Annotated in this window: 22 protein-coding genes and 1 tRNA gene; 8 read left to right on the top strand and 15 right to left on the bottom strand. The window is 58.8% G+C overall.

Annotation, left to right across the window (positions count from 1 at the left end):
• Window positions 1–110: 110 nt before the first annotated feature.
• From N6L24_RS10215 to N6L24_RS10170, 10 genes are all read right to left on the bottom strand, one after another.
• On the bottom strand, window positions 111–1,097 hold the full coding sequence (locus N6L24_RS10215) for a nuclear transport factor 2 family protein (protein ID WP_271844580.1): 987 nt from the start codon (window positions 1,095–1,097) through the stop codon (window positions 111–113).
• Window positions 1,098–1,101: 4 nt separating this feature from the next.
• On the bottom strand, window positions 1,102–2,136 hold the full coding sequence (locus N6L24_RS10210) for a LacI family DNA-binding transcriptional regulator (RefSeq protein WP_442872592.1): 1,035 nt from the start codon (window positions 2,134–2,136) through the stop codon (window positions 1,102–1,104).
• Complete coding sequence (locus N6L24_RS10205) at window positions 2,136–2,900, bottom strand: SDR family NAD(P)-dependent oxidoreductase (RefSeq protein ID WP_271844579.1); 765 nt, start codon at window positions 2,898–2,900, stop codon at window positions 2,136–2,138. Before N6L24_RS10205 ends, N6L24_RS10210 begins: the two co-directional genes overlap by 1 nt.
• Complete coding sequence (locus N6L24_RS10200) at window positions 2,897–3,949, bottom strand: ester cyclase (RefSeq protein ID WP_271844578.1); 1,053 nt, start codon at window positions 3,947–3,949, stop codon at window positions 2,897–2,899. Before N6L24_RS10200 ends, N6L24_RS10205 begins: the two co-directional genes overlap by 4 nt.
• A gap of 51 nt (window positions 3,950–4,000) precedes the next feature.
• Complete coding sequence (gene hisD / locus N6L24_RS10195) at window positions 4,001–5,332, bottom strand: histidinol dehydrogenase (RefSeq protein ID WP_271844577.1); 1,332 nt, start codon at window positions 5,330–5,332, stop codon at window positions 4,001–4,003.
• Between the two features lie 11 nt (window positions 5,333–5,343).
• Window positions 5,344–5,874, bottom strand: a complete 531-nt coding sequence (locus N6L24_RS10190) for an ester cyclase (RefSeq protein WP_271844576.1) — start codon at window positions 5,872–5,874, stop codon at window positions 5,344–5,346.
• Window positions 5,875–6,008: 134 nt separating this feature from the next.
• Window positions 6,009–6,890, bottom strand: coding sequence for a carbohydrate ABC transporter permease (locus N6L24_RS10185; protein WP_271844575.1), 882 nt, complete (start codon window positions 6,888–6,890; stop codon window positions 6,009–6,011).
• Between the two features lie 3 nt (window positions 6,891–6,893).
• Entirely contained in the window at window positions 6,894–7,919 is a 1,026-nt protein-coding gene (locus N6L24_RS10180) for a carbohydrate ABC transporter permease (protein ID WP_271844574.1), read from the bottom strand.
• A gap of 63 nt (window positions 7,920–7,982) precedes the next feature.
• Window positions 7,983–9,209 carry an extracellular solute-binding protein gene (locus tag N6L24_RS10175; protein ID WP_271844573.1) on the bottom strand — a complete coding sequence of 409 codons (1,227 nt, stop codon included), beginning with the start codon at window positions 9,207–9,209 and terminating at the stop codon, window positions 7,983–7,985.
• An 85-nt stretch (window positions 9,210–9,294) separates the two neighbouring features.
• Window positions 9,295–10,344 carry an ABC transporter ATP-binding protein gene (locus N6L24_RS10170; protein ID WP_271844572.1) on the bottom strand — a complete coding sequence of 350 codons (1,050 nt, stop codon included), beginning with the start codon at window positions 10,342–10,344 and terminating at the stop codon, window positions 9,295–9,297.
• Between the two features lie 168 nt (window positions 10,345–10,512).
• Between N6L24_RS10170 and N6L24_RS10165 the strand changes: the two genes are divergently transcribed.
• Window positions 10,513–11,520, top strand: a complete 1,008-nt coding sequence (locus N6L24_RS10165) for a nuclear transport factor 2 family protein (RefSeq protein WP_271844571.1) — start codon at window positions 10,513–10,515, stop codon at window positions 11,518–11,520.
• Window positions 11,510–12,379, top strand: a complete 870-nt coding sequence (locus tag N6L24_RS10160) for an amidohydrolase family protein (protein ID WP_271844570.1) — start codon at window positions 11,510–11,512, stop codon at window positions 12,377–12,379. The genes N6L24_RS10165 and N6L24_RS10160 overlap by 11 nt, the downstream gene beginning before the upstream one ends.
• Window positions 12,380–12,442: 63 nt before the next feature.
• On the opposite strand, the gene nhaA is transcribed toward N6L24_RS10160, so the two are convergent.
• Window positions 12,443–13,624 (bottom strand): Na+/H+ antiporter NhaA, encoded by a 1,182-nt coding sequence (gene nhaA, locus N6L24_RS10155; RefSeq protein WP_271844569.1) that lies wholly within the window; start codon window positions 13,622–13,624, stop codon window positions 12,443–12,445.
• A 113-nt stretch (window positions 13,625–13,737) separates the two neighbouring features.
• Here nhaA and N6L24_RS10150 point away from each other — a divergent pair, with 113 nt between their 5' ends.
• Entirely contained in the window at window positions 13,738–14,652 is a 915-nt protein-coding gene (locus N6L24_RS10150) for a hydrogen peroxide-inducible genes activator (RefSeq protein ID WP_271844568.1), read from the top strand.
• Window positions 14,653–14,735: 83 nt separating this feature from the next.
• Window positions 14,736–16,118, top strand: a complete 1,383-nt coding sequence (locus N6L24_RS10145; protein WP_271844567.1) for an FAD-binding oxidoreductase — start codon at window positions 14,736–14,738, stop codon at window positions 16,116–16,118.
• A gap of 51 nt (window positions 16,119–16,169) precedes the next feature.
• Here the strand turns inward: N6L24_RS10145 and N6L24_RS10140 are convergent.
• Window positions 16,170–16,243 (bottom strand) — tRNA-Gly (locus N6L24_RS10140).
• A 140-nt stretch (window positions 16,244–16,383) separates the two neighbouring features.
• Between N6L24_RS10140 and N6L24_RS10135 the strand changes: the two genes are divergently transcribed.
• The 4 genes from N6L24_RS10135 to N6L24_RS10120 all read left to right on the top strand — a co-directional run bounded on the left by N6L24_RS10135 (window position 16,384) and on the right by N6L24_RS10120 (window position 22,472).
• Window positions 16,384–18,183: an ABC transporter transmembrane domain-containing protein gene (locus N6L24_RS10135; protein ID WP_271844566.1), complete on the top strand. Its 1,800-nt coding sequence runs from the start codon at window positions 16,384–16,386 to the stop codon at window positions 18,181–18,183.
• A gap of 127 nt (window positions 18,184–18,310) precedes the next feature.
• Window positions 18,311–20,191, top strand: a complete 1,881-nt coding sequence (locus N6L24_RS10130) for an acyl-CoA synthetase (RefSeq protein ID WP_271844565.1) — start codon at window positions 18,311–18,313, stop codon at window positions 20,189–20,191.
• Window positions 20,192–20,400: 209 nt separating this feature from the next.
• Window positions 20,401–21,885, top strand: a complete 1,485-nt coding sequence (gene glpK / locus N6L24_RS10125; RefSeq protein ID WP_271844564.1) for a glycerol kinase GlpK — start codon at window positions 20,401–20,403, stop codon at window positions 21,883–21,885.
• 68 nt (window positions 21,886–21,953) lie between these two features.
• A complete protein-coding gene (locus N6L24_RS10120) occupies window positions 21,954–22,472 on the top strand; it encodes an alkylphosphonate utilization protein (RefSeq protein ID WP_271844563.1) in 519 nt (172 codons plus the stop codon).
• Between the two features lie 11 nt (window positions 22,473–22,483).
• On the opposite strand, the gene dtd is transcribed toward N6L24_RS10120, so the two are convergent.
• The 3 genes from dtd to N6L24_RS10105 all read right to left on the bottom strand — a co-directional run bounded on the left by dtd (window position 22,484) and on the right by N6L24_RS10105 (window position 25,295).
• A complete protein-coding gene (dtd, locus tag N6L24_RS10115; RefSeq protein ID WP_271844562.1) occupies window positions 22,484–22,933 on the bottom strand; it encodes a D-aminoacyl-tRNA deacylase in 450 nt (149 codons plus the stop codon).
• A 15-nt stretch (window positions 22,934–22,948) separates the two neighbouring features.
• Window positions 22,949–24,076 (bottom strand): TFIIB-type zinc finger domain-containing protein, encoded by a 1,128-nt coding sequence (locus tag N6L24_RS10110; RefSeq protein ID WP_271844561.1) that lies wholly within the window; start codon window positions 24,074–24,076, stop codon window positions 22,949–22,951.
• Window positions 24,077–24,158: 82 nt separating this feature from the next.
• Window positions 24,159–25,295 carry an SPFH domain-containing protein gene (locus N6L24_RS10105; RefSeq protein WP_271844560.1) on the bottom strand — a complete coding sequence of 379 codons (1,137 nt, stop codon included), beginning with the start codon at window positions 25,293–25,295 and terminating at the stop codon, window positions 24,159–24,161.
• Between the last annotated feature and the right edge of the window lie 6 nt (window positions 25,296–25,301).

The following is a 25,301-nucleotide window of genomic DNA, read 5'->3' as shown; positions in this document are numbered from 1 at the left end:
GATTAAGGCGGCGCGCGCGCAGCCCCTGGCAAAAGGCGTGAAAACGCCGTGTGCTCTGCGTTTCAAACAGCCCCGTCCGGGGGCAATAGAGGGCCCGATTGTGACTCACGTTAGGCTCCGGTCTGCAACGCAATCTGTTTCCAGATTGCGATTTCGTCAAACAATGTGTATTCGCGGCGAATTCTTGGCTCCCCCGCGATCAACGCGCCAAATTCGGCGTGGCTGATGCCCAGCACGTAGACCTCTGCGCCGGTCGGCGCGCCAAAGCTGCCCCAGCCTTCGTGTTTGCCATGCAGGCTCCAGCGGATGGCCGCGCGTGGCGGCATCATCGGATCTTCGCGCCCGATCTGATGTTCAATGGTGAATTTTGCATTGGGGAAGGCGGCGCGCAGCCCCATCCAGAAGATATCAACGCTGGACCAGCTGAAGCCGGACACGCCGCCGGGATATTCGGTGTTCACCGCGCGGTCATATTCGGTTGGGATCACCGCGAGGTCAGCGTTCATGATCCGGGTGATCACATCCGCATAGCGTTGGCCCCATTCATTTGCATTGCCGGTGCCCTTATAGGGGCCGTCGATGTCATTCTTGGGGGTCAGCGGTTTGACGCAGGTGTCCGGGCCGCCTTCGCGGGCGATCTGGTCGCGGGCAAATTGTGCGGGCTCCCAGCCCATCTGGCGCACAATCGCGCCGTTGTCGCGGATCAGCCATTCGTCGTTGATCGCATTGTTGATCGCGTGGCAATCCGCCAGAATGCGATAGGTCAATTTGGTGCCCGTGGCCTTGCCAAAAGCGCCATCGCCGGTGTGCGTAGCGGTTGAGGTGATGCGATGCGAACTCAGCATGCCCTCTTCAGGGGTGCCGGACCAGATCACATCTTCGCCAAACAGTGTCCGATCCGGAAATTCCGCCAATGTCGCCATGGTGGCCCCGATCACGCCGGCATTGCCGGTCGAGACAGAGCCGGGCATACGCACCACGATGTCGGGCGCGTAATAGTCGTGCAAGGTGGCGATGCCGCGATCTTCCCAAATCTCTTTGGTGATGCCGATGATATACTCGGGGAAGTCGCGGAATTTTGGGTCAAAACCCTTCATAGTCTTATCCTTTGGGTGTCCAGCCTTGGGGCAGGCGGGCAGAGGTGCGCACGATCAGCGGACCATCAATGGCGACACGTCGTGGGCGGGCAATATCTGGGGATTGGATATGCTCCATCAGAGCATTCACAGTTTCATCAACCATGGTGCGCGCGCGTTGGCGCATGGTGGTCAGGTTATAGGCGGGCCAGCTGGCCGGGGGCACATCATCATAGCCAATGACCGACACGTCTTCGGGCACGCGCAAGCCAAGTTCAAACCGCAGCACATCCAGCGTGGCAATCGCCATATGGTCGTTGGCGACGAACAAAGCATCCGGGCGTTTTTCCGGGGCGGTGTCAAACATGTTTCTGGCTGCCTGACGGGCAGTTTCTGTATTGAAGTTGCCAATTTCATAAGCGTCGATGTCGCGCCCGGCCTGATGCAGCGCCGCTCGAAATCCGGCCTCGCGGTCGCGCTGCGTCGATGCCCCGACCCAGCCGGCGATATAGCCGATTTTTTCATGCCCGGCGGCCAGCAAAAACTCGGCGACCTTACGCCCCCCTGCATAGTTGTCTGAGGTGACAGAGGTGATGCCGTCGATATCCTGGTTTCGGTTGAACAAGACCACCGGCACGCCGGCCTGCTGGCAGCGCGAGGAAATTTCAGAGGACATGGCAACCGAAGCAAGCACAATGCCATCCACTTGATAATCCAGAATTTCATCCATCACACCGTCGATATTCTCGCCGGTCTGAGGGGCCATGAAGATCAACAGGTGATAGCCCTGTTCCTGCAAGCTGGTGGACAAAAGCTCCATGGCTTTGGGATAGAAGTAATTGTCGAGATAACCGACAACGAGGCCGATGATGCGGCTTTGGCCTTTGACCATGGCGCGCGCCAGAACATTGGGGCGATAGCCGAGCTCGCGCGCGGCTTTGCGCACCTTGTCTGCTGTTTTCTTTGAGACCGACGCTCCGGGCGTGAAGACGCGCGACACCGCCGACTGGCTGACGCCAGCGCGTTGCGCGACCTGAAGCGATGTGATCTTCTCTGCCATCAGCCCGCAGTCCACCCGCCGTCGATCAAGAGCGAGGTGCCTGTGACCATGGCTGAGGCATCGGACGCCAGATATTGTACCGCGCCCATGATGTCCTCAACCTCGCCGACGCGATCAAGTTTGATTTTGCTCATGATCCAGTCAAACCGCTCAGGGTTGTCAAAGGTCGATTGGGTCAGGGGGGTGCGAATGAAAGTAGGGCAGATCGAATTGATGCGCACGCGCTGCTTGCCCCATTCCATGGCCATGGATTTGATCATGCCTTCCAGCCCATGTTTGCCTGCGCAATAAAGCGCGCGGTCGATGCCGCCCACATGACCCATCTGCGAAGAGATGTGGATGATCGAGCCGGGCTTGCCCGCCGCCATCATGGCTGCCGCCGCACGGGCGGACAGAAAATAGGCCGACCGCAGATTGATATGCATCACCGCATCGTAATCTTCTGGGGTGGTGTCGGTGGCGGCGCTGTGGCGGGCAATGCCGGCAGAATTGACCACGACATCAAAACTTTCGCGCGCCATCACGTCGCTGACGGCGGCGACATCGCCTTGATCAAGCGAGAGAGCGCTGGCGGTATAGCCTGCGGCCTGCATGGCTGCGACAGCTTCTTGCAGCCGATCCGCCCCGCGCGCGGCGCAAACCACGCTGCCGCCCGCTTCGGCGATGGCCACGGCGCAGCCCAGCCCGATGCCCGACGATGCCCCGGTGACAAGTACTTTCTTACCGGAAAGATCAAAACTGGGGGTACGGGGAAGGCTGGTCATGCTGATAATCCGTCTGAAATGCTGAGCGCGCCGAGATTGCGCGCCTTGTTGAATTCACGCAGGCGGCTGAAAACGTCCAGCCCCAATTGCGCATAAATGTCGATCAAGTCCACAAGCACCCAGTTTTCGCGGATCTTGCCGTTTTCGACACGCCAGAAATCCAGCGACCGCAGGGTGATTTTCGCGCCTGTGGCCGGCAGTCCAAGCCAGCCGCCGCCGCTCAGCGTCTGGGCCATGTTCGGCCAGCCGGTGACAGCCGCGTAATTGGCATCGCCAAAGAAATGATGGGTGATCTCATTGGGGTATTGGCCCCGGTCCGGCATCGCGGCCAGAAACGGCGTCTGATGCCAGTGGCGAAAGCCCGAAATGCCGCGCGCTGTGCCGATGCCTCCGGGGCCATACCAGTTCATTTTTGGGTGCCAGAACCGGGGCATGTCCATCACCTCGGGGCCACCCTGCGCCGGGTAGCGGATCAAATGCGCCAGCATGTCCATGATCAACTGACAGGACGCGGCGCTTTGTGCCTCATTGCGGGGGCCGGTGATAATGCCATCTTGCGTGGCCGGGGCAGGGGCACGCCATTCACGCCCGAGCGAGGGCGCAAGTGGCCAGGCCTGGGCCTGAATCATGACCTCGGGAATGTCCCAGATCGCTTGCATCTCGACGATTTGGCCATCTTGGAAACGATAGAATTCGTGAAACCGCATCGCGACCTGATGGCCGGTGGGCGGAATGTCGAGCCAAGGGGCTAGGAAAGTGCCGGTATAATAGCCGCCGCAGCCAACCCAATCGGCCCCATCTTCGTCGGCACCCGCCATGACAATGTAGTCGCGGCGCTCAAGGTCCGGCCAAGCCGTCAAAAGGCCGACAAAAGCCGTGTCGTAATACGACTCTGGGCCGGTTGTGTCACCAAAAGGGGCCGACAAGCGAAACAAAGCATCCGGTGCCGCGATTGCAGCAAGGGCGGCCTGAACCCCTTTGGGGTCAAAGTCATACATCGCTGCGCGCAGCGGCGCGATCAGGGCTTTGTGTTTGCTGTGGCGGTCCATGAATGCCTCAAAAGGATAAGCGGGGCGGCCAGCGCCGCCCCCACGGTGATGTTATTCGGCCGCGTCGCGATAGGGCGCTGCGGTGCCATAGGGAACGTTCACCCCGCCATACCGACGCACGCGGATATTGCATTGCTCGGCATGGCCCACAAAACCTTCCAGCATGCAGAGCCGGGAGCCATATTCACCGATCAGCGTTGCGGCTTCGTCGGTGGTGACTTTCTGATAGCTGTGGGTTTTCAGGTATTTACCAACCCAGAGCCCGCCTGTGTAACGCCCGGCCTTTTTGGTCGGCAGCGTGTGGTTGGTGCCGATCACCTTGTCGCCGTTTGACACATTGGTCCGTGGGCCAAGGAACAGCGCGCCATAGCAGGTCATGTTTTCAAGGAACCAATCATCGCGGTCAGTCATCACCTGAACGTGCTCAGAGGCGATGTCATCGGCGACCTCAAGCATTTCCTCATAGGTGTCACACACGATGATTTCACCATATTCATCCCAGCTGACGCGCGCGGTATCAGCGGTGGGCAGAATGCCAAGAATGCGATCAATCTCGCTCAGGGTCTCTTCGGCCAGCTTCTTGCTGTTGGTCAGCAGAACGCAGGGGCTATTATACCCATGCTCTGCCTGACCCAAGAGGTCAGTGGCGCAAAGTTCAGCGTCCGCGGCGGTTTCATCCGCGATGACCATGGTTTCTGTTGGCCCAGCGAAAAGATCGATACCCACACGGCCAAAGAGCTGGCGTTTGGCTTCGGCAACAAAGGCGTTGCCCGGCCCGACCAGCATATGCACCGGATCAATGGTTTCTGTCCCCAGCGCCATCGCGCCAATCGCCTGAATGCCGCCCATGACGTAAATTTCATGCGCGCCGCCCAGATGCATCGCCGCAATCACGGCCGGGTTCGGCTTGCCTTTGAAGGGGGGGGTGCAGGCGATGATACGTGGCACGCCCGCCACTGACGCGGTGGCGACGGACATATGTGCCGACGCCACCATGGGGAACTTGCCGCCCGGCACGTAACAGCCGACCGATTGCACGGGGATGTTTTTGTGACCCAGGATCACACCGGGCATGGTTTCGACCTCGATATCCAACATGGAATCGCGTTGCGCCTGGGCGAAATTGCGCACTTGTTCCTGCGCGAATTTGATATCTGCCAGCTCGCGATCGGACAGCTGCGCCATCAGATCGTCGATCTCTTGCTGGCTCAACCGGAACGATGCGGGGGAGTAGTTGTCGAATTTTTCCGACAGCTCCCGTACGGCCGCATCGCCGCGCGCACCGATGTCTTTCAGCGTCGCTTCGACAGTGGCGCGGGTCTTCGCATCATCTTCCGCCCGATCCGCTTCGGGTTTGCCGCGTTTCAGATATTCGATGGTCATCGTTTTGTTCCTTAGTTGTCGGGACGCGGCGGAGTCTTTTCGCCGCTATCAAATGCTTCCCAGCCATGGCCGTTGAAAAGATCGACGCCCAATTGCGCCGCCACATGGGCGAAATCCACATTCACCCAATTGTCGACAATCTTGCCGTCGACCACTTTCCAAAAGTCCATGTAGCGGATCTCCACCCGCTTGCCGGTTGGGGCAATCCCCAGAAATTCTCCGCTGTGGGTCGCTTCTTGGCGACCAAATGCAGCGGCCCATTCGCCCATGTAAAGCCGGGCTTCGTCGATGCAGACCTTATCGGAAAACGCCGCTTGGAAGGGGCGCTGCCAATTGTCTTGAAACTCTTGCAGGCCGGTTTTTGTGCCGCAGCCTTGGTTGCCCATCCAGCGGAACCCTTGGCTGAAGAAATCGCCGATATCATCAATCCGGTGATCGTTCAGACCATCCACCATGGTTTCAATCACGGCGCGGGTTTCTTCGGTTTTTGTCAGGTCGGTGTCGCGTGTCAACACGGCCTGCTCGGGGCGAGAGCCTTTCATGTGTCTTTCCTTTCAGAATGCTAAGAGAGTTTTGGAGGGGAGGAAGAGAGGGGATCACCCAAGCTCCAAAAAGTCTCTTGGCATTCTGTTGAGCGCCGGATGACGCGCCATCGCGCCGTGCCGGGAATTTGAACTCATCCTTTAACGGCCCCTGCAGTCAGGCCAGACACGATCTGGCGCTGGAAGAAGAGGACCAACACAAAGAGTGGCGCAGTGGCTGAAACAACGGCTGCGACGGCGAACATCACGTTGCCTTCGGTCTGTGTCGTGCCAAGGAAGGCCGCGATCTGAGGCACCATGGTGCGGTTGTCTTCGTTCAGGATCATCGAGGTTACGGCAAAGTCGTTATAGGCCAGCAAGAAGCTGAACAGACCCGTGGTGATCACGCCTGGCCACATCACCGGGATGATGACACGGCGGAAGGCCTGGAACTGTGTGCAGCCATCCACTTTTGCACTTTCGTCCAGCTCTTTTGGGATCGATTCAAAGAAGGAATGCAGCATCCACAGGGTGAACGGCTGGTTGATCGCCACAAGCACGATGATCGCGGTCGGCAGATAGCCCCAGGCATTGTACTGAAAGAAAACAGGCAGGTAGCCGGACACCAGCGTGATCGGCGGGATGGCGCGGAAGATCAGCGCCGCGATCAGCAGCCAAAAGACATATTTGAAGCCCGAGCGCGACAGCGCATAGCCGCCGAGTGTCCCGATGGTCAAAGAGGTGCAGACCACGAAGATACACACAATCCCCGTGTTGATGATGTTGCGCAGAAAGCCTTCTTTTACCCATGCGCCTTCATAGCCGGCCCCGGTGAAGGGCGTGCCATGGGTGCGCTCGGTGTTATCGCCAGTCAGCGCATTGGTCCAATCGGCGATGGAAAAGAAATCAAGCTCGACCTTGAAGCTGCCCCACAATGTCCAAAGGAAAGGGAAGGCGGCCATCATCAGCCAGATAGCGACGAAGCTCCAAAGTGCGATTTTCAGCGGGAGCGGTTTACGATTAGCAGCACTCGACATGGTTTAGCTCCGTCCTTTGAAGTCACGCCAGGTGCGTACCAGCACGGGCGACAGTAGAATTGCGACACCGATCACGGTGAGAACCGAGGTCGTGGCAGCCGCAGACAATTGTTGGGTTTCGCCGCCGAGGTCATTGAAGATGATCCAGCTGAGCGATGTGGCGTGGGCCTGGGCGCTGAAGCCGACAATCGGTTCGAAGACGCGGAAGTTATCCATCAGCTGAATAAGCGCAACAAAGGTCACAAGCGGCATCAGATGCGGAATGGTCACAAAACGGATCTGCTGCCAGCGGGTTGCGCCATCAATCTGGGCGGCTTCCAATGTGTCTTTCGGCTGGGTTTGAAGCCCGGCATAGAAAACCACAAAGGCGAAGGGAGCAGAGTTCCAGATCCCGTAGATGATGATCGAGGTCCACATCAGCGGCGAGGAGGCCTTGAGCGAGAGATCAGGATCATCAGCCAAGTACGATAGCAAGTTGCCCAGCACCCCGCGGCTATCGATCATCCAGAACAGGATCAACGAGCCAACAAGCGGCGTCACAATCATGGGCAGCAATGAGAAAAAGATAACCAACCCTTTCAGGTGGCGATGCAGCGAGTTCACCGAAATGGCGATGAAAAAGCCAAGGATGATCAGCAGCGGCGTGCAGACAAAGGTGTAGGTCAGCGTAAAGGCCAGCGCGCGGTAGAATGGCAGGTTGTAGATGGTGCCAAAGAATTCGCCGATGCTTTCGGATGTGCGCCATGCCTCTGCGACCTCTGCCACAGCCAGGTGGCCGCGATCGAGGTAAACAGACAGGCCAACAAATCTGCCCATTGGTTCGGCCTCGCGCAGGGCTGCGGTGGCACTTTGGTCAATGGTTGTTTCCTCTTTGCATCCGAACGGGCCGCAGTTTTCGACGGTGACGAAAACGGCCTCATGTGGCGCGAACAGCGACTGAGTGATAATCGATACCAATGGGGCAGCGATGAACAGGATCATTGCCAGGCCCGTTGGCAGGAAAAACCAGAAGAAGGTACGATGTTTCATGGCTGCTCCACCAAATAAGTCAGGGGTGAGAGGGGGCAGGGCCCCCTCTCAGGGAAAAGGTCCTTAGAGGAAGCCTTTTTCTTTGGCTGCAGCGATATAAGCCGCTTCAACGTCTTTCAGAGCTTGCTCTGCGCTTTCCTTACCTTGCATGAAGTCGGTCAGCTCAGCACCCAGTGCAGTGTGCATCAGGCCCATGAATGGCAGCATTGGGTAAGGGATTGTGTTGGCTTGCGCCGCCGCAAATACACCTTCGGCCGCTGGGGTTGGGTCATAGCCGTCGATCAGCCAAACCGCCTGCGTGGAGATTTCTTCGTCTTCCAGGATCGCTGGGCGGATTGCATGGGTCAGGGCGATAAAGGTTGAGGCCGCTTCTTCGTCGCTGATGTTTTTCGCGACGGTCCAGCCATCCCACCACAGGGTAGAGGCAGGGGTTTCACCACCGCCCACGGTCATAGGGCCAGCGATTGCGAAACCGTCGACGACCTCTTGAGGAACACCGTCAGCTTCGGTCAGGGTCGCCGCACGGCTGCCCCACATGTTCATCAGCGCAACGTTACCCGCGCGGTATTCGGCGTTGGTCGCGTTGGAGTCATGTGTCAGGAAGTCCGGGTTCATGTACTCAGACAGCGCTTTCATCATTTCCAGCGCTTTTACGCCTGCTTCGGTGTTGATGTTTGGCTCTGCTGTGCCGGCTTTAAAGTGCTCGCCGCCATAGCCCATGAACATGTTGTTGAATTCCTGCGCGAGGTTCCAGCCCGCAGCATAGGCACCGCCAACCGGGTTTTCCATGATGCCCTGGTCGCGGATCATCTTGGCCACTTCCAGCATCTCTTCGTAGGACTTTGGTGGCTCTGCACCGACCTGTTCCAGCACGTCTTTGCGATAAACGAGGTGCTGCGCGTTGGCCATAAAGGCCACAGCCATAACTTTACCATCAATGGTGATCAGCTGGTTTTTCTGCAGCGTATCGCCGTACTGAGCGACCAGATCGTCAAGCGGACGGATGACATCTTCGTTGATCAGCGCAACGATGGAAGAGTTCGCGATGATTGCAGAAGTGTATTCTGCTGGGTCGCCCTGCATACCGGCCAGATTGATTTTCTGGTGGTCGGCAGTGAGGTTGGAGGACACGTCGCCACCGGAACATTCCGCCGCGCCTGCGCCAACGGTTTGGATCGCCGGGAATTCGTTGCCGACGATATTGACGCGCGCATTGATTTCACATGCGGCAACTGCGGTGCTCGACAGCAGCGCCATACCGCCCGCAAGAGCAAGTTTTTTCATGAACATATTAACATTCTCCCTGTTATGTTCGGGGTGCAGCTTCGAAGCCTGCACCCAAGTCTCCGCGCTTTTCGCGGAAGTTTATGGGGGATTAGTCCCCGACTCGCGCACCTGTTTGAGCATCAAACAAATGGCAATGTTCCGAAGGCACCTGGATCGACACGGTATCGTCGATCTCGGCGCGATAGGTTTTGTCTGCTTTGACAGAGACCAGCGCCCCGCCGATGCGCACCGAAACCATTGTGGCGTCGCCCAAAAGTTCCATGGTGTAGATCGGCGCGTTGATCTGCCCGTCATTTGCGACCACAACCGCGTCTTCCGCCCGGAAGCCGAGCGTCATGGGGCCGTCAGGCCCGGTGAGGTTCGAAATCGAAACATGCGGCGCAGTAAAAGTGCCGTTTTTCATTTCACCATCAATCAGGTTCATCGCTGGTGAACCGATAAAGCTGGCGACAAAGGCGTTGGCCGGTTTGTCATAAATATCGGTGGGCGAGCCGACCTGCTGCACAATGCCGCCTTTCATCACGACAACCCGGTCAGCAAGCGTCATGGCTTCGATCTGATCGTGGGTCACATAGATGGTGGTGACCGCCAGTTCGTGGCTCAGGTTTTTGATTTGCGCGCGGGTGGACACCCGCAGTTTGGCGTCCAGGTTGGACAGCGGCTCGTCCATCAAAAAGACGTTGGGCTCGCGCACGATGGCGCGGGCCAGGGCAACACGCTGGCGCTGACCACCTGACAATTCCGCTGGCTTGCGGTGCAGGAAGTCATCCAGTTCAACCATGGCCGAGGCGCGGCGCACCTTTTCATCATGGGTGGACTGGTCGATGCCGCGCACCCGCAATGGGAAGCGGATGTTTTCATACACGTTCAGGTTCGGATATAGCGCATAGCTTTGGAACACCATCGCGACATCGCGATCCTTGGGCTCCAGATCATTGACCGGCTTGCCGTCAATCAAAATCTCCCCCTCGGTCACATCCTCCAGACCCGCAATCATGCGCATGGTGGTTGTCTTGCCGCAGCCGGAAGGCCCAAGCAGCACGAGGAACTCCTTGTCGGCGATCGTAAGGTCAAAATTGTCAACGCCAACAAAGCTACCCCAACGTTTGCCAACGTTGCGCAATTGAATCTCGGCCATATGGTCCCCCTAGCTGGACTTGTTTTTGCATACGCTTGCAAAAAACGTTAATTCTTGGGTGTCACTTCTGGCAAGACATTTTTGCATACGTATGCAAATATTGTGCTGCGGCACGATTCACGTCATGGATGGAATTGCCGCAAGCATATATTTTCAAAGGAAAAAGACGTGTCTTTTCAAAATGCCAAGAAAGTCGTGAAAACTTTCTACTCCGCATTAGATACCGCTAACATAAATGAAGTCTCTGGCGTTATGGACCTGTTCCATGAGTCGGATGCGCGCTGGCGCGGCTATCATCCGTTCAATGAGATTCGCGACCCCGACCAAGTGGCCGAGCGCTTTTGGGTCCCGCTGAAATCCAGCCTGACCAGCCTTCAGCACCGGCTTGATATCTTTTTTGCCGGTGACAATGTCTATCCTGACACGGGCGGAGTCTGGGTGGCCACCATGGGCCATCTGATCGGGCTGTTTGATAAACCCTGGCTGGGCATTCCACCCACGGGAAAAATGGCGTTTCTGCGCTTCAGCGCGTTTCATCGCGTCGAAGGCGATAAAATCGTCGATACCGCGATGTATTTTGACATCCCGCATCTGATGATGCAGGCCGGGTTGCAGCCCTTTCCCCCACAGACCGGCGCGCATTTTGTGCAGCCAGGTCCCGACAGCCACAATGGCCTGATCTTTGAGGATCGCCCGCCGCACGAAGGGCAGGAGACACTGGCCGCAATCGACCGCATGGTGAAGGATCTGGGGCAATGGAACAGTGGCCTGCCACTGGAGGAAGAGCTTGCGCGCACCTGGCACAAAGACATGCTGTGGTGGGGCCCGGCGGGCATTGGGTCGACCTATACAATCGAGCGCTACGCCAAACAGCATGCCGGGCCGTTCCGCGGCTCTTTCAAGGAACGCAGCAAAACCAACCATATCTGCCGCATCGGCGAGGGGCAGTATGGCGGCTTCTTTGGCTGGCCGAATTTTACCGCCATTCCCAAGGGCGGCTTTATGGGCATGCCCGCCAGTGAGCGGCCCGGCGAATTCCGCGTCATCGACATGTACCGCCGCGATGGTGACAAGCTAAAGGAAAACTGGGTCTTCATCGACTTGCTGCATTTCTGGAAACAGCAGGGGGTGGACATTCTTGAACGCACAACCGGGATTGTAAGCCATGCGCATTGATGCTCATCATCATCTCTGGGATCTGGATGCGGTCAGCTATCCATGGCTGATGGAAAAAGGCGCGCCGCGGTTCTTCGGCGACCCGACACCGATCCAGCGCAATTACCTGCTGCCCGAATTTTCCGCCGATGCGCGCCAGCATGGGATGCGTGGCTCGGTGCACATCCAGGTGGGCGCGGCTGACCCTCTGGCCGAGGCCCGATGGGTCGACGCCGTGGCTGCGGCCAACCCGGATTGGCCGATGGTGCAGGTTGCGGCCTGCGATCTGACGGATGACGCGCTGCTGGACCGATTGGCCGCACTATCCGCGCTGCCAAGCCTGCGCGGTGTGCGGCAAATCATCGGCCGCGCCCCGGGCGAGGATGCCAAGACCGGCACCAATGATCTGTTGACCAACCCGGCGTTTGCCAAAGGTCTGGCGCAGCTCGGCGCGCGGGGGCTGAGCTTTGATCTGCAGTTGTTGCCAGAATTGATGGAGGCCACGGCCGACATTCTAAAGGACACGCCGCAGACGCCTGTTGTCCTGTGCCACGCAGGATCTCCGCATGATCGCACCCCTGACGGGTTGAAGGCCTGGGCGCGGGCGTTGCGGTTATTGTCCGATCTGCCCCATGTCAGCTGCAAGCTTTCGGGGCTTGGCATGTTTGACCATGATTGGACCGCTGCCAAGATTGCGCCGATCGTCAGCGAAGTATTGGCGCAGTTTGGCGCGCAGCGGGTGATGTTCGGTTCAAACTTTCCGGTCGATTCGCTGTCATCTGACTATTCCACGTTGATCGCGGCTTATGAGGCGCTGGTGCCGGCCACCGATCACGCCGCAGTCTTTGGCGGCACCGCGCAGCGGTTTTATCGCTTCTAAATCAATAAAAAACGCGCGCCTTCTTGGGCGCGCGTTTCACATTTAGGGCCTCTGTGGGCTGGCCTAGGCGATGGCCGACACCGGCTGCCGCGCAAAGCGCAGCACCAGAAAGCCGACGATCCCTGACATGACCGAGCCGCTGATCACGCCCAGACGCACGGTGTTCATATATTCGGGTGCGCTGAAGGCAAGCGAACCGATAAACAGGCTCATGGTAAAGCCGACACCCGTCAGGCAGGCCACCCCATAGACATGCTGCCACGTCACACCCGCCGGCAAGCGTGCCAGACCGGATTTGCAGCCCAGCCAGGTGGCGGCAAAGACGCCGATCTGTTTGCCAAAGAACAGGCCAAAGGCGATGCCCATCGGCAGCGGCTCTGCCAGATCGGACAAGGAAATGCCCGACAGGCCGACCCCCGCATTGGCAAAGGCAAAGAGCGGCAGGATCAGGAAATTGACATAAGGGTGCAGCGCATGTTCGCAGCGGATCAGCAGCGCTTTGTCGCCCTCTTTGTGCTTCATCGGAATGGTCATGGCGATCAGGACGCCCGCGAGCGTTGCATGCACGCCGGATTTCAGAACGCAAACCCACATGAACAGACCCAGCAGCAGGTAAGGCGCGATCCGCTGCACGCCCATGCGGTTCATCGTAACGGCCGCAAAGAACGCCAGCATCGACAGGGTCAGGGCGTTGACCGACAGTTCAGAGGTGTAAAATACCGCGATGATCACAATCGCGCCGAGGTCATCAATAATGGCAATCGCCAGCAAAAACACCTTCAGCGCCAGCGGCACGCGGGTGCCCAGCAACGCCAGAATCCCGAGTGCAAAGGCGATGTCAGTGGCGGTCGGAACAGCCCAAGCCCGCAAAGTTTCTTCGGAGCCCCAGTTGAAATAGACAAAAATCAACGCCGGGATCGCCATGCCGCCCACCGCGGCAAGGATTGGCAGAATTGCCTTGTCCAAGGTCGACAGCTCGCCCTTTAGGACTTCGCGTTTGATTTCCAGACCAACCAGAAAGAAAAAGATCGCCATCAGCCCGTCGTTGATCCACAACAGGGCCGGTTTGGAGATTTCAAAGCTGCCGGCACCAACACGGACGTTGGTATCCAGGAACCCGTTGTAATATGGGGCAAGGCCGCTGTTGGCGGCGAACATGGCCAGAAGCGCGACCGCCATCAAAACGATGCCGGCACTGGCCTCATTCTGAAAGAATAGATTGATACGAGAAGAGGGTCTAGCCAAGGGGTCACTCCGTCAAAAGGGCAATGGGCATGTGTACTGGTTTAAATGTAGTGGCTTTTTCAAAGTTTCAAATATAAGTTCTCGTTAAGTTAAATAGTTTAAGGCTATGTAAAATGCGCCCCACGCTCCGGCAGCTGCAATATATTGTCACCGTCGCCGAAACCGGTCGCATCGGCACGGCCGCCAGCCGCCTCAATGTCAGCCAACCCAGCCTCTCGGCGCAGCTCGCCGAGGTGGAGGCCGATCTGGGGGTCACACTCTTTATGCGCGGGCGCAGCGGTGCGGTGATTACGGCAGCAGGCGAAGAGGTCGTGCGCCGCGCGCGCCGCTTGTTGCGCGATCATCAGGATTTGCGCTCTGCGGCCCGGGGGGGCGGCATATTTCATGGGCGGCTCAGACTTGGCGTCTTGCCGTCGCTTGGGCCATATCTCTTGCCCAACGCGGTGCGCCGCTTGCATCAGGAACACCCGGAATTTCGCCTTGTCGTGCGCGAAGAGGGCACACGCGAGTTGGATGAGCGTCTGCGCAACGGTCAGCTTGATATGATTATCTCCACGCCCGAGGACCATCCGGGCACGCGGCGTTCATCCCTGTTTCGCGAAAGTTTCTGGGTGGCATTGACGCTGGATAATCCACTTGCCGCCGAGCATGGGCCCATTGGTTTGCCGGAGTTGAAGGGACAGATTTTCCTGACCTTGGGTCAAAATCACCGGCTGTCGCACACCGTGGCCGCACTTGCGCAAGAAGCGGGCGGTTTTGTTTCGGACGAATACGAAGGCACCAGTCTCGATGCGATCCGGCTGATGGCGGCCACGGGGTCGGGCGTGGCGATCCTGCCGCAGATATATGCCTTGACCGAGGCAAAACGCAGCCCCGATATCGTGCTGCGCAAACTTGTGGCTGACGAGAATGATCGGGAAATTTCCTTAATCGAGCCGCCGCATCCGGATGTGCGCCCCGGCAGTGACGAATTGATCGGTATTCTGCGCAGCGAGGCCAAGCAGATGCTGTCTGAAGGGCGTGTCTGAAACGGCGTTGCTGCTTAAGTCACCGGGAAATACAAAACCAAGATTGGCCCAAGAGGCATGACAAGGACAAAAGGGGAGGGACCATGGCAGAGCAAAATGCAAACGCACTTGCCCAGATCGCGGATCTTTTGGGGCCGCGTTTGACCACAGCGCTGGCAGACCGTGAAAGCCATAGCCGGGATGAGGCCTATACCCCACCCGTGTTGCCGGACGCAGTGGCATATCCTGAAACCACGGACGAAGTCTCGGCCATCCTGAAAATCTGTCACGCGCAGGGCTGTCCGGTGACGGCTTTTGGCGTGGGTACCTCGCTTGAAGGGCATGTCGTGCCGACGCACGGCGGGGTTTCTCTCGACATGACACGGATGAACCGGGTCCTAGCGGTGCACCCGCAGGATCTGGACGCGGTGGTCCAGCCCGGACTGACCCGTCGTGACCTGAACGAAGAGCTGCGCGACACCGGGCTGATGTTCACGGTTGATCCGGGTGCCAATGCCACCATCGGGGGCATGGCCGCGACGCGGGCCTCGGGGACCAATAGCGTGCGCTATGGCACGATCCGCGAAAATGTTCTGGCGCTTGAGGTGGTGCTGGCCGATGGCACCATCCTGCGCACCGGCAGCCGGGCGCGCAAATCCGCTGCGGGCTATGATCTGACACATCTCTTTATTGGCTCCGAAGGCACGCTTGGTATCATCACCGAGCTGACAGTGCGTCTGCATGGGCAGCCCGAAAAAATCTCGGCCGCGACCTGCGCGTTTGAAAGCATTTCGGGGGCCGTTGAAAGCGTGATCTCCGCCATTCAAATGGGGTTGCCCATGGCGCGCATTGAATTGGTGGATGAGGTGCAGGTGCGGGCCATCAATCGGTACAACGCCGATTTTGACCTGCCGGAAAAACCCTATCTGTTTTTGGAATTTCACGGCTCCCCCGACGGTGTGGCCGAGCAGGTCGAAAATTTTCGAGCCATCGCCGAAGATCAGGGGGCCAGCGCCTTTCAGTGGGCTGAGAAGACCGAAGATCGCAACCGGCTTTGGGCGGCGCGGCATGCGGCCTATTACGCCGTCAAAACCCTGCGCGCTGGGGCGGTGGGCGTGGTCACGGATTGCTGCGTGCCCATTTCTGCGCTGGCGGCCTGCATTGCGCGCGCCAAAGCGCTGATTGCGGCATCGGACCTGATTGCGCCGATCGTTGGTCACGTCGGGGATGGCAATTTCCACCTGCAGATATTGGTGGACCCGGACAGTGCCCAAGAGGTGCAGCGCGCCAAAACCCTGGCTGGGCAGCTCAATCAACTGGCACTGGACCATGCGGGGACGGTGACAGGCGAGCACGGCGTTGGCACCGGAAAACTGGACTATATGCAGGCCGAACATGGCGCTGCCTATCAGGTGATGCGCGACATGAAACGCTGCCTTGACCCCAAGGGTATCCTCAATCCCGGCAAACTGGTCGGGTCATTATGATATCACAGCGCAGATGCATTAATATCAAATAATATCAGCAATTTGGTGGATTGGAGCGGGTAGCGGGAATCGAACCCGCACCTTAAGCTTGGAAGGCTCTTATGATACCATTTCACCATACCCGCTCGTGTTCGGACTAGTTATTTCACGCAGATTCCAAGGTCAAGTGGGCAGGCGCAAAAACTGCGCATCAGGAATGGCGGTTTCTGTCTGACCTGTGTTAAGGCGGGGCAAAGAAGAAGTAGCGAGCGATTACGAGGACGCCATGGCGCGCAGACCGACACCGGCAAAAAGCGATGAAGATCGGGCAAAGTCAAAAAATATTGGTGCTTTGCGGGCGCTCGCCCCGTATGTGAAACCCTATCGCGGTCTTGCGCTCTGCGCCGGGCTGGCGCTGGTGCTGACGGCCAGTGTTTCCTTGGTGATGCCCATCGCCGTGCGGCGTGTGGTGGACAATTTCAACACCGCGGCGGATGCGCTTCTGGATCAATATTTCCTCGCGGCCATCGGTGTCGCCGCCTTGCTCGCGATTGGCACGGCGCTGCGCTATATGCTGGTGACGCGCCTTGGCGAAAACGTGGTGGCCGACATTCGCAAAGCGGTGTTTGACCGGATCATTGGCATGAGCCCGGCGTTTTTTGAAAACATCATGACCGGCGAGGTGCTGTCGCGCATCACCACCGATACCACGCTGATCCTGTCGGTGATCGGCAGCAGTATCTCAATTGCGCTGCGCAATCTGCTGATCTTTGCGGGCGGTCTGGTGCTGATGCTCTTTACCTCTGCCAAATTGACCGGGCTGGTGCTGTTGATTGTGCCTCTGGTGATCGTGCCCATCCTTGTGCTGGGGCGACGTCTGCGGGTGCTGTCGCGGGAAAATCAGGATTGGATTGCCGAAAGCTCGGGCAGCGCGTCCGAGGCGCTTTTGTCGGTGCAGACCGTGCAGGCCTTTACCCATGAGGGCGAAAGCCGCCGCAGCTTTGCCAAAGTGACAGACCTCAGTCTTGATGCCGCCAAGCGGCGCATCAAAACCCGGGCGTTTATGACCAGTATCGTAATTTTCCTGATCTTCACAGGTGTGGTTGGCGTGCTGTGGATCGGCGCGCGCGATGTGCGCATGGGCGCGATGAGTGCCGGTTCGCTGATTCAATTTGTGATCTACGCGGTGATGGTGGCCGGGTCCGTCGCCGCCCTGTCAGAAATCTGGGGGGAGCTTCAGCGCGCTGCGGGGGCCACCGAACGTCTGGTGGAATTGTTGGAGCAAGATGACAGCGTGCAGGACCCTGGCGCACCGCTGCCACTGCCGCAACCTGTGCGCGGTGAGATCCGGTTTGAAAACGTCAATTTCAACTATCCGGCGCGGCCCGAACTGCCTGCGCTTGATAATGTCACCCTGACGATTGCGCCGGGCGAGACGGTTGCGCTGGTTGGCCCTTCTGGGGCCGGGAAAACCACGATCATTCAGATGATCCAGCGGTTTTATGATCCGCAAGGCGGGCGGGTTCTGCTTGACGGGGTGCCGCTGAGCGCGATGGCGCGGGGTTCCTTCCGCAAGGCAATGGCGCTGGTGCCGCAGGACCCGGTGATTTTTGCCGCCTCAGCTCGCGACAACATCCGCTTTGGCCGGATCGACGCCACCGATGCCGAGGTTGAGGCCGCCGCGCGCGCCGCTGCTGCCCATGACTTTATCAGCAAGCTGCCCGAAGGCTATAACAGCCAGGTTGGCGAACGCGGCGTGATGCTGTCGGGCGGGCAGAAACAGCGCATTGCCATTGCCCGCGCGATCCTGCGGGATGCGCCGGTCTTGCTTTTGGATGAGGCGACAAGCGCGCTGGATGCAGAAAGCGAACGTCTGGTGCAAAACGCGGTGGACGCGCTGGCGCAGTCGCGCACCACATTGATTGTCGCGCACCGTCTAGCAACGGTGAAAAAGGCCGACCGGATTATTGTGATGGACGAGGGGCGCATTGTTGCGCAGGGCCGTCACGATGATCTCGTCGCCGAGGGCGGGCTATATGCAAAACTCGCGCGGCTGCAGTTCACCGATGGGTCTGTGGCCGCCTGAAACAAGTCCGACGTAACGTCTGATAAAAGCTGACCTTTGGTGAACCTTGCCGCGTGACAACGCGCGATGCTCTTTGGTATCACTCCCGTAGTTCTACGGGACCATGACCAAAGGGGAGGAGTGGTTTATGACATTTGCTTCGGTCGAAGATCGCAACGCCATCGACGCAGAAATGGCGTGGCAAGACCGTGATGTCGCAAAGACGATGTATGAGTTTCTGACCCGTGTGCGAGACCGGTTTCCCGATCGCCCGGCCAGCAGCTATCAGTTGACGTCAGGCCCGAAAGATCGGGCAGAAACTCTGACATGGGACCAGTTGCACCAGCAATCCGTGCAGGCGGCCAATCTGTTTCGCAGCCTTGGCATCGGCGAAAAGGACGTGGTGGCCTATGTGCTGCCGAACGCGCATGAAACGCTGATCACCATGCTGGGCGGCTCTATCGCCGGGATCGTCAACCCGATCAATCCACTGCTGGAGCCAGAGCAGATTGCAGCGATCCTGCGGGAAACCGGGGCTAAGGTTGTGGTCACGCTCAAAGCTTTCCCCAAGACCGATCTGCCGCAATCCGTCGCCGAAGCGTTGACCATGGCCCCCGGGGTCAAAACCGTGCTTGAGGTGGACCTCAATCGCTATCTTGCGCCGCCCAAAAGCCTGATTGTGCCGCTGATCCGCCCCAAGAACCCCGTCAGCCACAGCGCCAAAGTTCTGGATTTCAACAAAGAGCTGAAAAAGCAGAATACCACGCTGAATTTTGCCGACAGCACCGGCGATCGCGTCGCCGCATATTTTCACACCGGCGGCACGACCGGCATGCCGAAAGTGGCGCAGCACTGCTATGAGGGGATGACCTACAACGGTTGGCTGGGTCAGCGCCTTTTGTTCACCGAAACCGACAGCATCATGTGCCCGCTGCCGCTGTTTCACGTCTTTGCGGTGCAGGTGATTGTGATGTCGGCCATCGCCTCAGGCGCGCATATGGTCTTTCCAACGCCGCAAGGCTATCGCGGCGACGGGGTGTTTGACAATTTCTGGAAGCTGATTGAACGCTGGAAGATTTCTTTCATTATCACCGTACCGACAGCGGTGTCCGCGTTGATGCAGCGCCCGGTGGATGCGGATGTCTCTTCGGTGAAAGTGGCTTTTTCCGGCTCTGCCCCCATGCCGCTGGAGCTGTTTAAACGCTTTGAAAGCGCCTCCAACGTGACCATCATCGAAGGCTATGGTTTGACCGAGGCGACTTGCCTCGTGTCCTGTAACCCGACCGATGGCGAAAAACGGGTTGGGTCGGTTGGTATTCCATTTCCGCACACCGAGGTGAAGATTGTCAAAACCACCGAAACCGGGCCCGAGGAATGCGCCACTGACGAAGTGGGGGAGATCTGCATCTCCAATCCTGGGGTCTTTGTCGGGCAAACCTACACGGATGGCGACAAAAACAAGGACCTCTATTACCAAGAGCGTTTTCTGCGCACGGGTGATCTGGGCCGGCTGGATGACGATGGCTATCTATGGATCACGGGCCGCGCCAAAGACCTGATCATTCGCGGCGGTCACAATATCGACCCGGCTGAGATCGAAGAGGCGCTGACAGAGCACCCGGCGGTGGCCGTTGTCGGGGCAATTGGTCAGCCGGATGCGCATTCGGGCGAATTGCCCTGCGCCTATGTCGAATTGGTCAGCGGCGGCGAGGTGACGCCGGAAGAGTTGATGACGCATGCCAAACGCACGGTGCATGAACGCGCGGCGCAGCCCAAATATATTGAGATCATGCCAGAGCTGCCCAAAACTGCGGTGGGGAAGGTGTTCAAACCTGATCTGCGCAAAAGTGCCATCACCCGGGTGTTTGATGCCGCCTTTGAAGCGGCAGGCTCGCCCGCACGTGTTGGGCTGGTTGTAGACGACCGCAAGCGCGGTCTGGTGGCGCAAATCATTCAAAACGGTTCAAATGAACATGATGTGCGCGACGTGCTTGGGCGCTTTGCAGTTCAGTGGGAATGGGCTGAGTAGGGATATCACGCAAAAAGAACCGTGAATTTCGCGTTCATTTGGGTTCTTTTTGCATTCACCTCTTTTCAAACGCGCATTTGGGCGCTAACGAAAGTGACCAGAGATCGTGAGGGAGGCGGTCTTGGCCACGCCCCATGTGGCGACCGCTTTGCCTCACCAGATGTTTTCGGGCAGTCTGCTTGAACTGCAGTGAATAGGGTGGAGCACGCATGACCTATATCCTCGCCATTGACCAAGGCACGACATCAACCCGCGCAATCCTGTTTGATGGCGAGATGCGGATCATTGACAGCGCGCAGCAGGAATTCGCGCAGCATTTCCCGAAATCCGGTTGGGTGGAACATGATCCGATGGATCTGTGGAACACCACGCTGGCGACCTGCCGCGATGTGATAGCGCAGGTTGGCATTACTGCGGCTGAAGTCACGGCGATCGGCATCACCAACCAACGCGAAACCACGCTGATCTGGGACCGCGAGACCGGCGAACCAGTTCATAATGCCATCGTCTGGCAGGACCGCCGCACCGCCGAGATCTGTCGCATTCTGAAATCAGAAGGCCACGAAGATCTTGTGACCGACACCACCGGGTTGCTGCTAGATCCTTATTTCAGCGCGACCAAAGTGAAATGGATCCTGGATCACAACGAGGGGCTGCACGCGCGCGCGCGTCTGGGGCAGTTGGCCTTTGGCACCGTGGACAGCTGGCTGATCTGGAACCTGACGGGCGGCAAACGCCATGTGACCGATGCCACCAATGCGGCCCGCACCATGCTGTACGATATCCGCAAAGGCAAATGGAGCAGCCGCATCTGCGAGCTGCTGGATATTCCGCAGGCCATGCTGCCCGAGGTGCTGGATTGCGCCGCAGATTTTGGCACCACCGAGGCCAGTGTCTTTGGGGCCGAAGTGCCGATCTTGGGCGTGGCCGGTGATCAGCAGGCCGCCACCATTGGCAATGCGTGTTTTGAACCGGGGATGCTGAAATCCACCTATGGCACCGGCTGTTTTGCCCTGCTGAACACCGGCGATACGCCCGTGACGTCAAAGAACCGATTGCTGACCACAATTGGCTATCAGCTGGACGGCAAACCGACCTATGCGCTGGAAGGGGCGATTTTTATCGCCGGCGCGGTGGTGCAATGGCTGCGCGATGGGCTTGGGATCATTGAAAACGCCAGCGAGACCCAAGCGCTGGCAGAGGCGGCGGATAAATCGCAGGATTTGATTCTTGTCCCGGCCTTTACCGGGCTGGGCGCGCCGTATTGGGCCCCGGATTGTCGCGGCGCGGTCTATGGGCTGACGCGCGGCTCCGGCCCGGCAGAATTTGCTCGCGCCGCGCTGGAAAGTGTCGGCTTTCAGACCCGCGATCTTCTGGAGGCCATGCATGGCGACATGGGCGAAGCGGAAACCCAGGTGCTGCGCGTGGATGGCGGCATGACCGCCAGCGATTGGGCGATGCAGTTCCTCGCCGACATTATCGGCGCGCCGGTCGACCGCCCGGAGGTGTTGGAAAGCACCGCGCTTGGTGTCGCTTGGCTGGCCGGTATGCGGGCAGGGGTCTATCCGGATCAACAGGAGTTCGCGGCCAAATGGGCGCTAGAGCGCCAGTTTGAACCCAAGATGCAAGAACCCTACCGCGAAGACAAATATGCAGCCTGGAAACGGGCGGTGGCGGCAACGCTGTCCGTGTAGTAATTTGGCGCTGGACCTTGGCATAAGCGCGGCACATAAGCAGGGCACTCCAATCGAAGGAACCTGCCATGAGCTGCGCCATTTGTTCTGCTGAGGCTGAGCTGCTGGATTTTGCCCTCGCGCCGCGAAGCGACACTCTTGCGCTGTGCCCAACGTGCCATGCTGGCGCGAGCGGTGCGGTCGAAGAGGCTCCACATTGGCAATGCCTGCATGAGGCGATCTGGTCCACAGACGCAGCAACGCAAGTACTGGCCTATCGTCTTTTGCAGGCGCTACCAGAGTCGCCCTGGGCGCGTGAATTGCTCGAAATCGCCTATCTTGAGCCGGAGACTCTTGCCTGGGCAGAAGCCGGCATGCCGCTGCCCTCTGATGTGGTGCACCGCGACAGCAACGGCGCGGTGCTTTCGGCAGGTGACGCGGTGGTCCTGATCAAAGATCTGCCTGTCAAAGGGGCCGGGTTCACGGCGAAACGCGGCACGGCTGTGCGCAATATTTCCCTTGTGCAGGACAATGACTCCCAGATCGAGGGGCGCGTGGAAGGTCAGCGCATTGTGATCCTGACGAAATTTGTGAAAAAATCTGGCTAACCGCGCGGCCGCTAGGCCCACTGGTCTGTGTCAATCCAGACCGTCACCGGCCCATCATTCAGCAGCGAAACCTTCATGTCTGCACCAAAGATGCCTGTGGCCACCGGCACGCCCGTCGCCGCCATTGCGCGGGTGAAATACTCATAAAACGCCTTGCCCTCCTCGGCACCGCACGCGGTGGAAAACCCCGGGCGGTTGCCGCTGCGCGTGTCGGCCGCCAGGGTGAACTGGCTGACCACCAGCGCGCTGCCGCCGATATCGAGGAGCGATTTATTCATCTTGCCCGCGTCGTCTTTAAAGATACGCATCTTGCTGATTTTGTTGGCAAGTTTGTCGGCTTCCGCCTCTGTATCGCCTTTCATGGCGCAGATCAGCACCAGCAGGCCCGGGCCGATTTCCCCCGTGACCGCGCCGTCAACACGGACGGCAGCCTCACTGACGCGCTGGATCAATGCTCGCATGGTTTTTGCCCCTGTTTATTGTGCTTGGGACATCACATAGCCCACAGCGGCGGCAACAATCGCCCCTAAAATGACCGCGATGGCGATTTTTATCGCCGAATAAGGGCGTTCCCCCTGCACGCGGCCGTTCTGGCCATTGACCACGAACCGATAGGTCTTGCCGCGGTATTTATAGGCCGCCATCCAGACCGGCAGCAGCACGTGTTTGAACGTCACATCCGACAGCTGTGTGTCCACCGCATGCACCCGCTGCCGGTCGCCACCGATGTCAAATTTCACGTCTCGCAGGATGACCTGATCCATATAGGCGCGCGCTTCGCGAAATCCGTCCTCCAGCTCGACCGCATAGCCTTCGGCGCGAAACCCGGCGAGGAATTCGGGGCGATAGGGCTCCAGCCCACTAAGATCCCAGGGGGCCAGCGCGTCGGTAAAGCGTTTGGGCAGGCTTTTGGAGGCCAGCACCAGCACATCATCAAAAAACCGGGCCACGCGCCCGGTGACGCCACGCCAGCGCACTTTCGTTACCCGTTGCTGCACCCGCTTGCCATCGCGCATCACAGTGCGGGTTTCATAATATTCCGTGCCGCGTTCGCCGCGATAGGCCGACTGGGTCTGCGCATCAAAGGTCCAGTAGGGCACATAGATGCCATCCATCTTGCGCCCTTTGCGGGCGTATTGCTGCAGCCCACTGGGGGCGAACCAAAGCCGGCCCAGCCAATTGCTCACGGCGCTGTTGGCGGCGCGTTCATCCAGCGCAAAGGGCAGAACACCTTTGGGTTTGATATGGCGGTGCGTGCCGCTGTCCACGACCACAGGCGTGGCGCAGAAGGGACATTCCTTGGCGTGGGTTGTGGCATCAAATTCCACCTGCGCCGCGCAGTTTGGGCAGCGCGAGACGCGGGTTTCTTCGATTTCATGGCTCGGCAAGGCATTCTGCAGCGCGGTTTTCAGGTCGAGCTCGCGGATCACCGCGCCTTGCCAGGGAGAGGCCTCTTGCACCGGCTTTTCGTCCCCGCAGTGATCGCAGATCAGCTTTCCGGCGTCAGGGTCAAACCGGTAATCCGCCCCGCATTGATCGCAGGGAAAGCGGTGGGTGGATCGCGGGGTTGGCGAATTTTCCGGCAGGGGCGGCAGATCGGTCATAAAGCACAAGCAAACAATGGCTGAAAAACGGGGGGCGCGGCAGCCTTAAGAAGCTGCCGCGTGGTCAGGGCGGGTTGCGCGGTCAGACGCCGGGTGGCGGCGGGGGCGGCATGACCGTAAAGAGCTGCGCCAGTTCGGCCACCTCTCCGGCGGCTTTCCAGCCATCTTGCCCGGCGGTCCAAACGTAAGTCTCGCGCTTGATTTTGCCTTCAGCGGCCATGCGACCCAGTTTCGCCTTGGAAAACGGGCCCGTGGTTTTGCCCGCTTCGGCAATATGCCAGACATGTTCGACCGGCGGGGGCGGCGGTGCAGGCTGTGCACTCGGCGCTTGGCTCATGCCCCAGGGTCCGCTCGTCTGGGAGGGGGCGCCGAAGCCTTGCTGCATGACATTACCGGCCATGGCCATGCCAAGCCCCGCGCCAAGCCCGGCCCCCATCGCATCCCCAGCGCCGCCGCCTTTGCCAACCGCCTCGGCGGCCTTCCAGCGCATGTGGTCATTCAGGTCGCCCGCAATGCCGCGTGATGTGCGATCGTCCAGCGCCTGTTCAACTGCGGGCGGCAGGCTGATGTTTTCAATGTATAATTCCGGCAGGGACAACCCGTATTGCTGCACCACCGGATCAATGGCCTCGGCGACGATCTTGCCGAATTCGGCGGTATTGGCAGCCATGTCGAGCACCGGGATGCCTGCGCCGGCGATCACGCGCGAGAAGGCCTGCACAATCACATTACGGATCTGATAGCTGATCTCATCCATGGTGAATTCGCCATCGGTGCCGACGATTTCTGTCAGGAAACGTGCGGCATCAGCAACGCGCACCGAATAGGTGCCATAGGCCCGCAGGCGCACCGGGCCAAATTCCGGATCACGCGCCATGATCGGGTTTTTGGTGCCCCATTTCAGATCATTGAACCGCGTGGTGTTGACGAAATAGATCTCGGATTTGAACGGGCTTTGAAAGCCGTGATCCCAATGGTTCAGCGTGGTCAGGATCGGCATGTTGTTGGTTTCAAGCATATAGAGCCCGGGGGTGAACACATCAGCAATCTGCCCCTCGTGGACAAAAACAGCCGCTTGCCCTTCGCGCACCGTCAGCTTGGCCCCGTATTTAATCGCATGGCCTTCGCGCTCAAACCGCCAAACCATCGTGTCGCGGCTGTCATCGGTCCAATGGATGACGTCGATGAATTCGCCTTTGAGGAAATCGAAAATACCCATGGTGGT

Origin of the sequence: Cognatishimia sp. SS12 (assembly GCF_028369055.1) — a bacterium.
GTDB lineage: Bacteria > Pseudomonadota > Alphaproteobacteria > Rhodobacterales > Rhodobacteraceae > Cognatishimia.
The sequence above is the reverse complement of the archived record's forward strand: the minus strand, read 5'-3'. Positions and strand labels throughout refer to the sequence as shown.

What these genes read in the sequence shown, in the direction of transcription:
- N6L24_RS10190 (WP_271844576.1), bottom strand. Translation starts at nt 5,874, where the DNA reads ATGAAAGGCTCTCGCCCCGAGCAGGCCGTGTTGACACGCGACACCGAC.
- N6L24_RS10210 (WP_442872592.1), bottom strand. Translation starts at nt 2,136, where the DNA reads ATGGCAGAGAAGATCACATCGCTTCAGGTCGCGCAACGCGCTGGCGTC.
- N6L24_RS10185 (WP_271844575.1), bottom strand. Translation starts at nt 6,890, where the DNA reads ATGTCGAGTGCTGCTAATCGTAAACCGCTCCCGCTGAAAATCGCACTT.
- N6L24_RS10120 (WP_271844563.1), top strand. Translation starts at nt 21,954, where the DNA reads ATGAGCTGCGCCATTTGTTCTGCTGAGGCTGAGCTGCTGGATTTTGCC.
- N6L24_RS10105 (WP_271844560.1), bottom strand. Translation starts at nt 25,295, where the DNA reads ATGGGTATTTTCGATTTCCTCAAAGGCGAATTCATCGACGTCATCCAT.
- N6L24_RS10130 (WP_271844565.1), top strand. Translation starts at nt 18,311, where the DNA reads ATGACATTTGCTTCGGTCGAAGATCGCAACGCCATCGACGCAGAAATG.
- N6L24_RS10145 (WP_271844567.1), top strand. Translation starts at nt 14,736, where the DNA reads ATGGCAGAGCAAAATGCAAACGCACTTGCCCAGATCGCGGATCTTTTG.
- N6L24_RS10170 (WP_271844572.1), bottom strand. Translation starts at nt 10,344, where the DNA reads ATGGCCGAGATTCAATTGCGCAACGTTGGCAAACGTTGGGGTAGCTTT.
- dtd (WP_271844562.1), bottom strand. Translation starts at nt 22,933, where the DNA reads ATGCGAGCATTGATCCAGCGCGTCAGTGAGGCTGCCGTCCGTGTTGAC.
- glpK (WP_271844564.1), top strand. Translation starts at nt 20,401, where the DNA reads ATGACCTATATCCTCGCCATTGACCAAGGCACGACATCAACCCGCGCA.
- N6L24_RS10180 (WP_271844574.1), bottom strand. Translation starts at nt 7,919, where the DNA reads ATGAAACATCGTACCTTCTTCTGGTTTTTCCTGCCAACGGGCCTGGCA.
- hisD (WP_271844577.1), bottom strand. Translation starts at nt 5,332, where the DNA reads ATGACCATCGAATATCTGAAACGCGGCAAACCCGAAGCGGATCGGGCG.
- N6L24_RS10205 (WP_271844579.1), bottom strand. Translation starts at nt 2,900, where the DNA reads ATGACCAGCCTTCCCCGTACCCCCAGTTTTGATCTTTCCGGTAAGAAA.
- N6L24_RS10135 (WP_271844566.1), top strand. Translation starts at nt 16,384, where the DNA reads ATGGCGCGCAGACCGACACCGGCAAAAAGCGATGAAGATCGGGCAAAG.
- N6L24_RS10200 (WP_271844578.1), bottom strand. Translation starts at nt 3,949, where the DNA reads ATGGACCGCCACAGCAAACACAAAGCCCTGATCGCGCCGCTGCGCGCA.
- N6L24_RS10150 (WP_271844568.1), top strand. Translation starts at nt 13,738, where the DNA reads ATGCGCCCCACGCTCCGGCAGCTGCAATATATTGTCACCGTCGCCGAA.
- N6L24_RS10215 (WP_271844580.1), bottom strand. Translation starts at nt 1,097, where the DNA reads ATGAAGGGTTTTGACCCAAAATTCCGCGACTTCCCCGAGTATATCATC.
- N6L24_RS10175 (WP_271844573.1), bottom strand. Translation starts at nt 9,209, where the DNA reads ATGTTCATGAAAAAACTTGCTCTTGCGGGCGGTATGGCGCTGCTGTCG.
- N6L24_RS10110 (WP_271844561.1), bottom strand. Translation starts at nt 24,076, where the DNA reads ATGACCGATCTGCCGCCCCTGCCGGAAAATTCGCCAACCCCGCGATCC.
- N6L24_RS10160 (WP_271844570.1), top strand. Translation starts at nt 11,510, where the DNA reads ATGCGCATTGATGCTCATCATCATCTCTGGGATCTGGATGCGGTCAGC.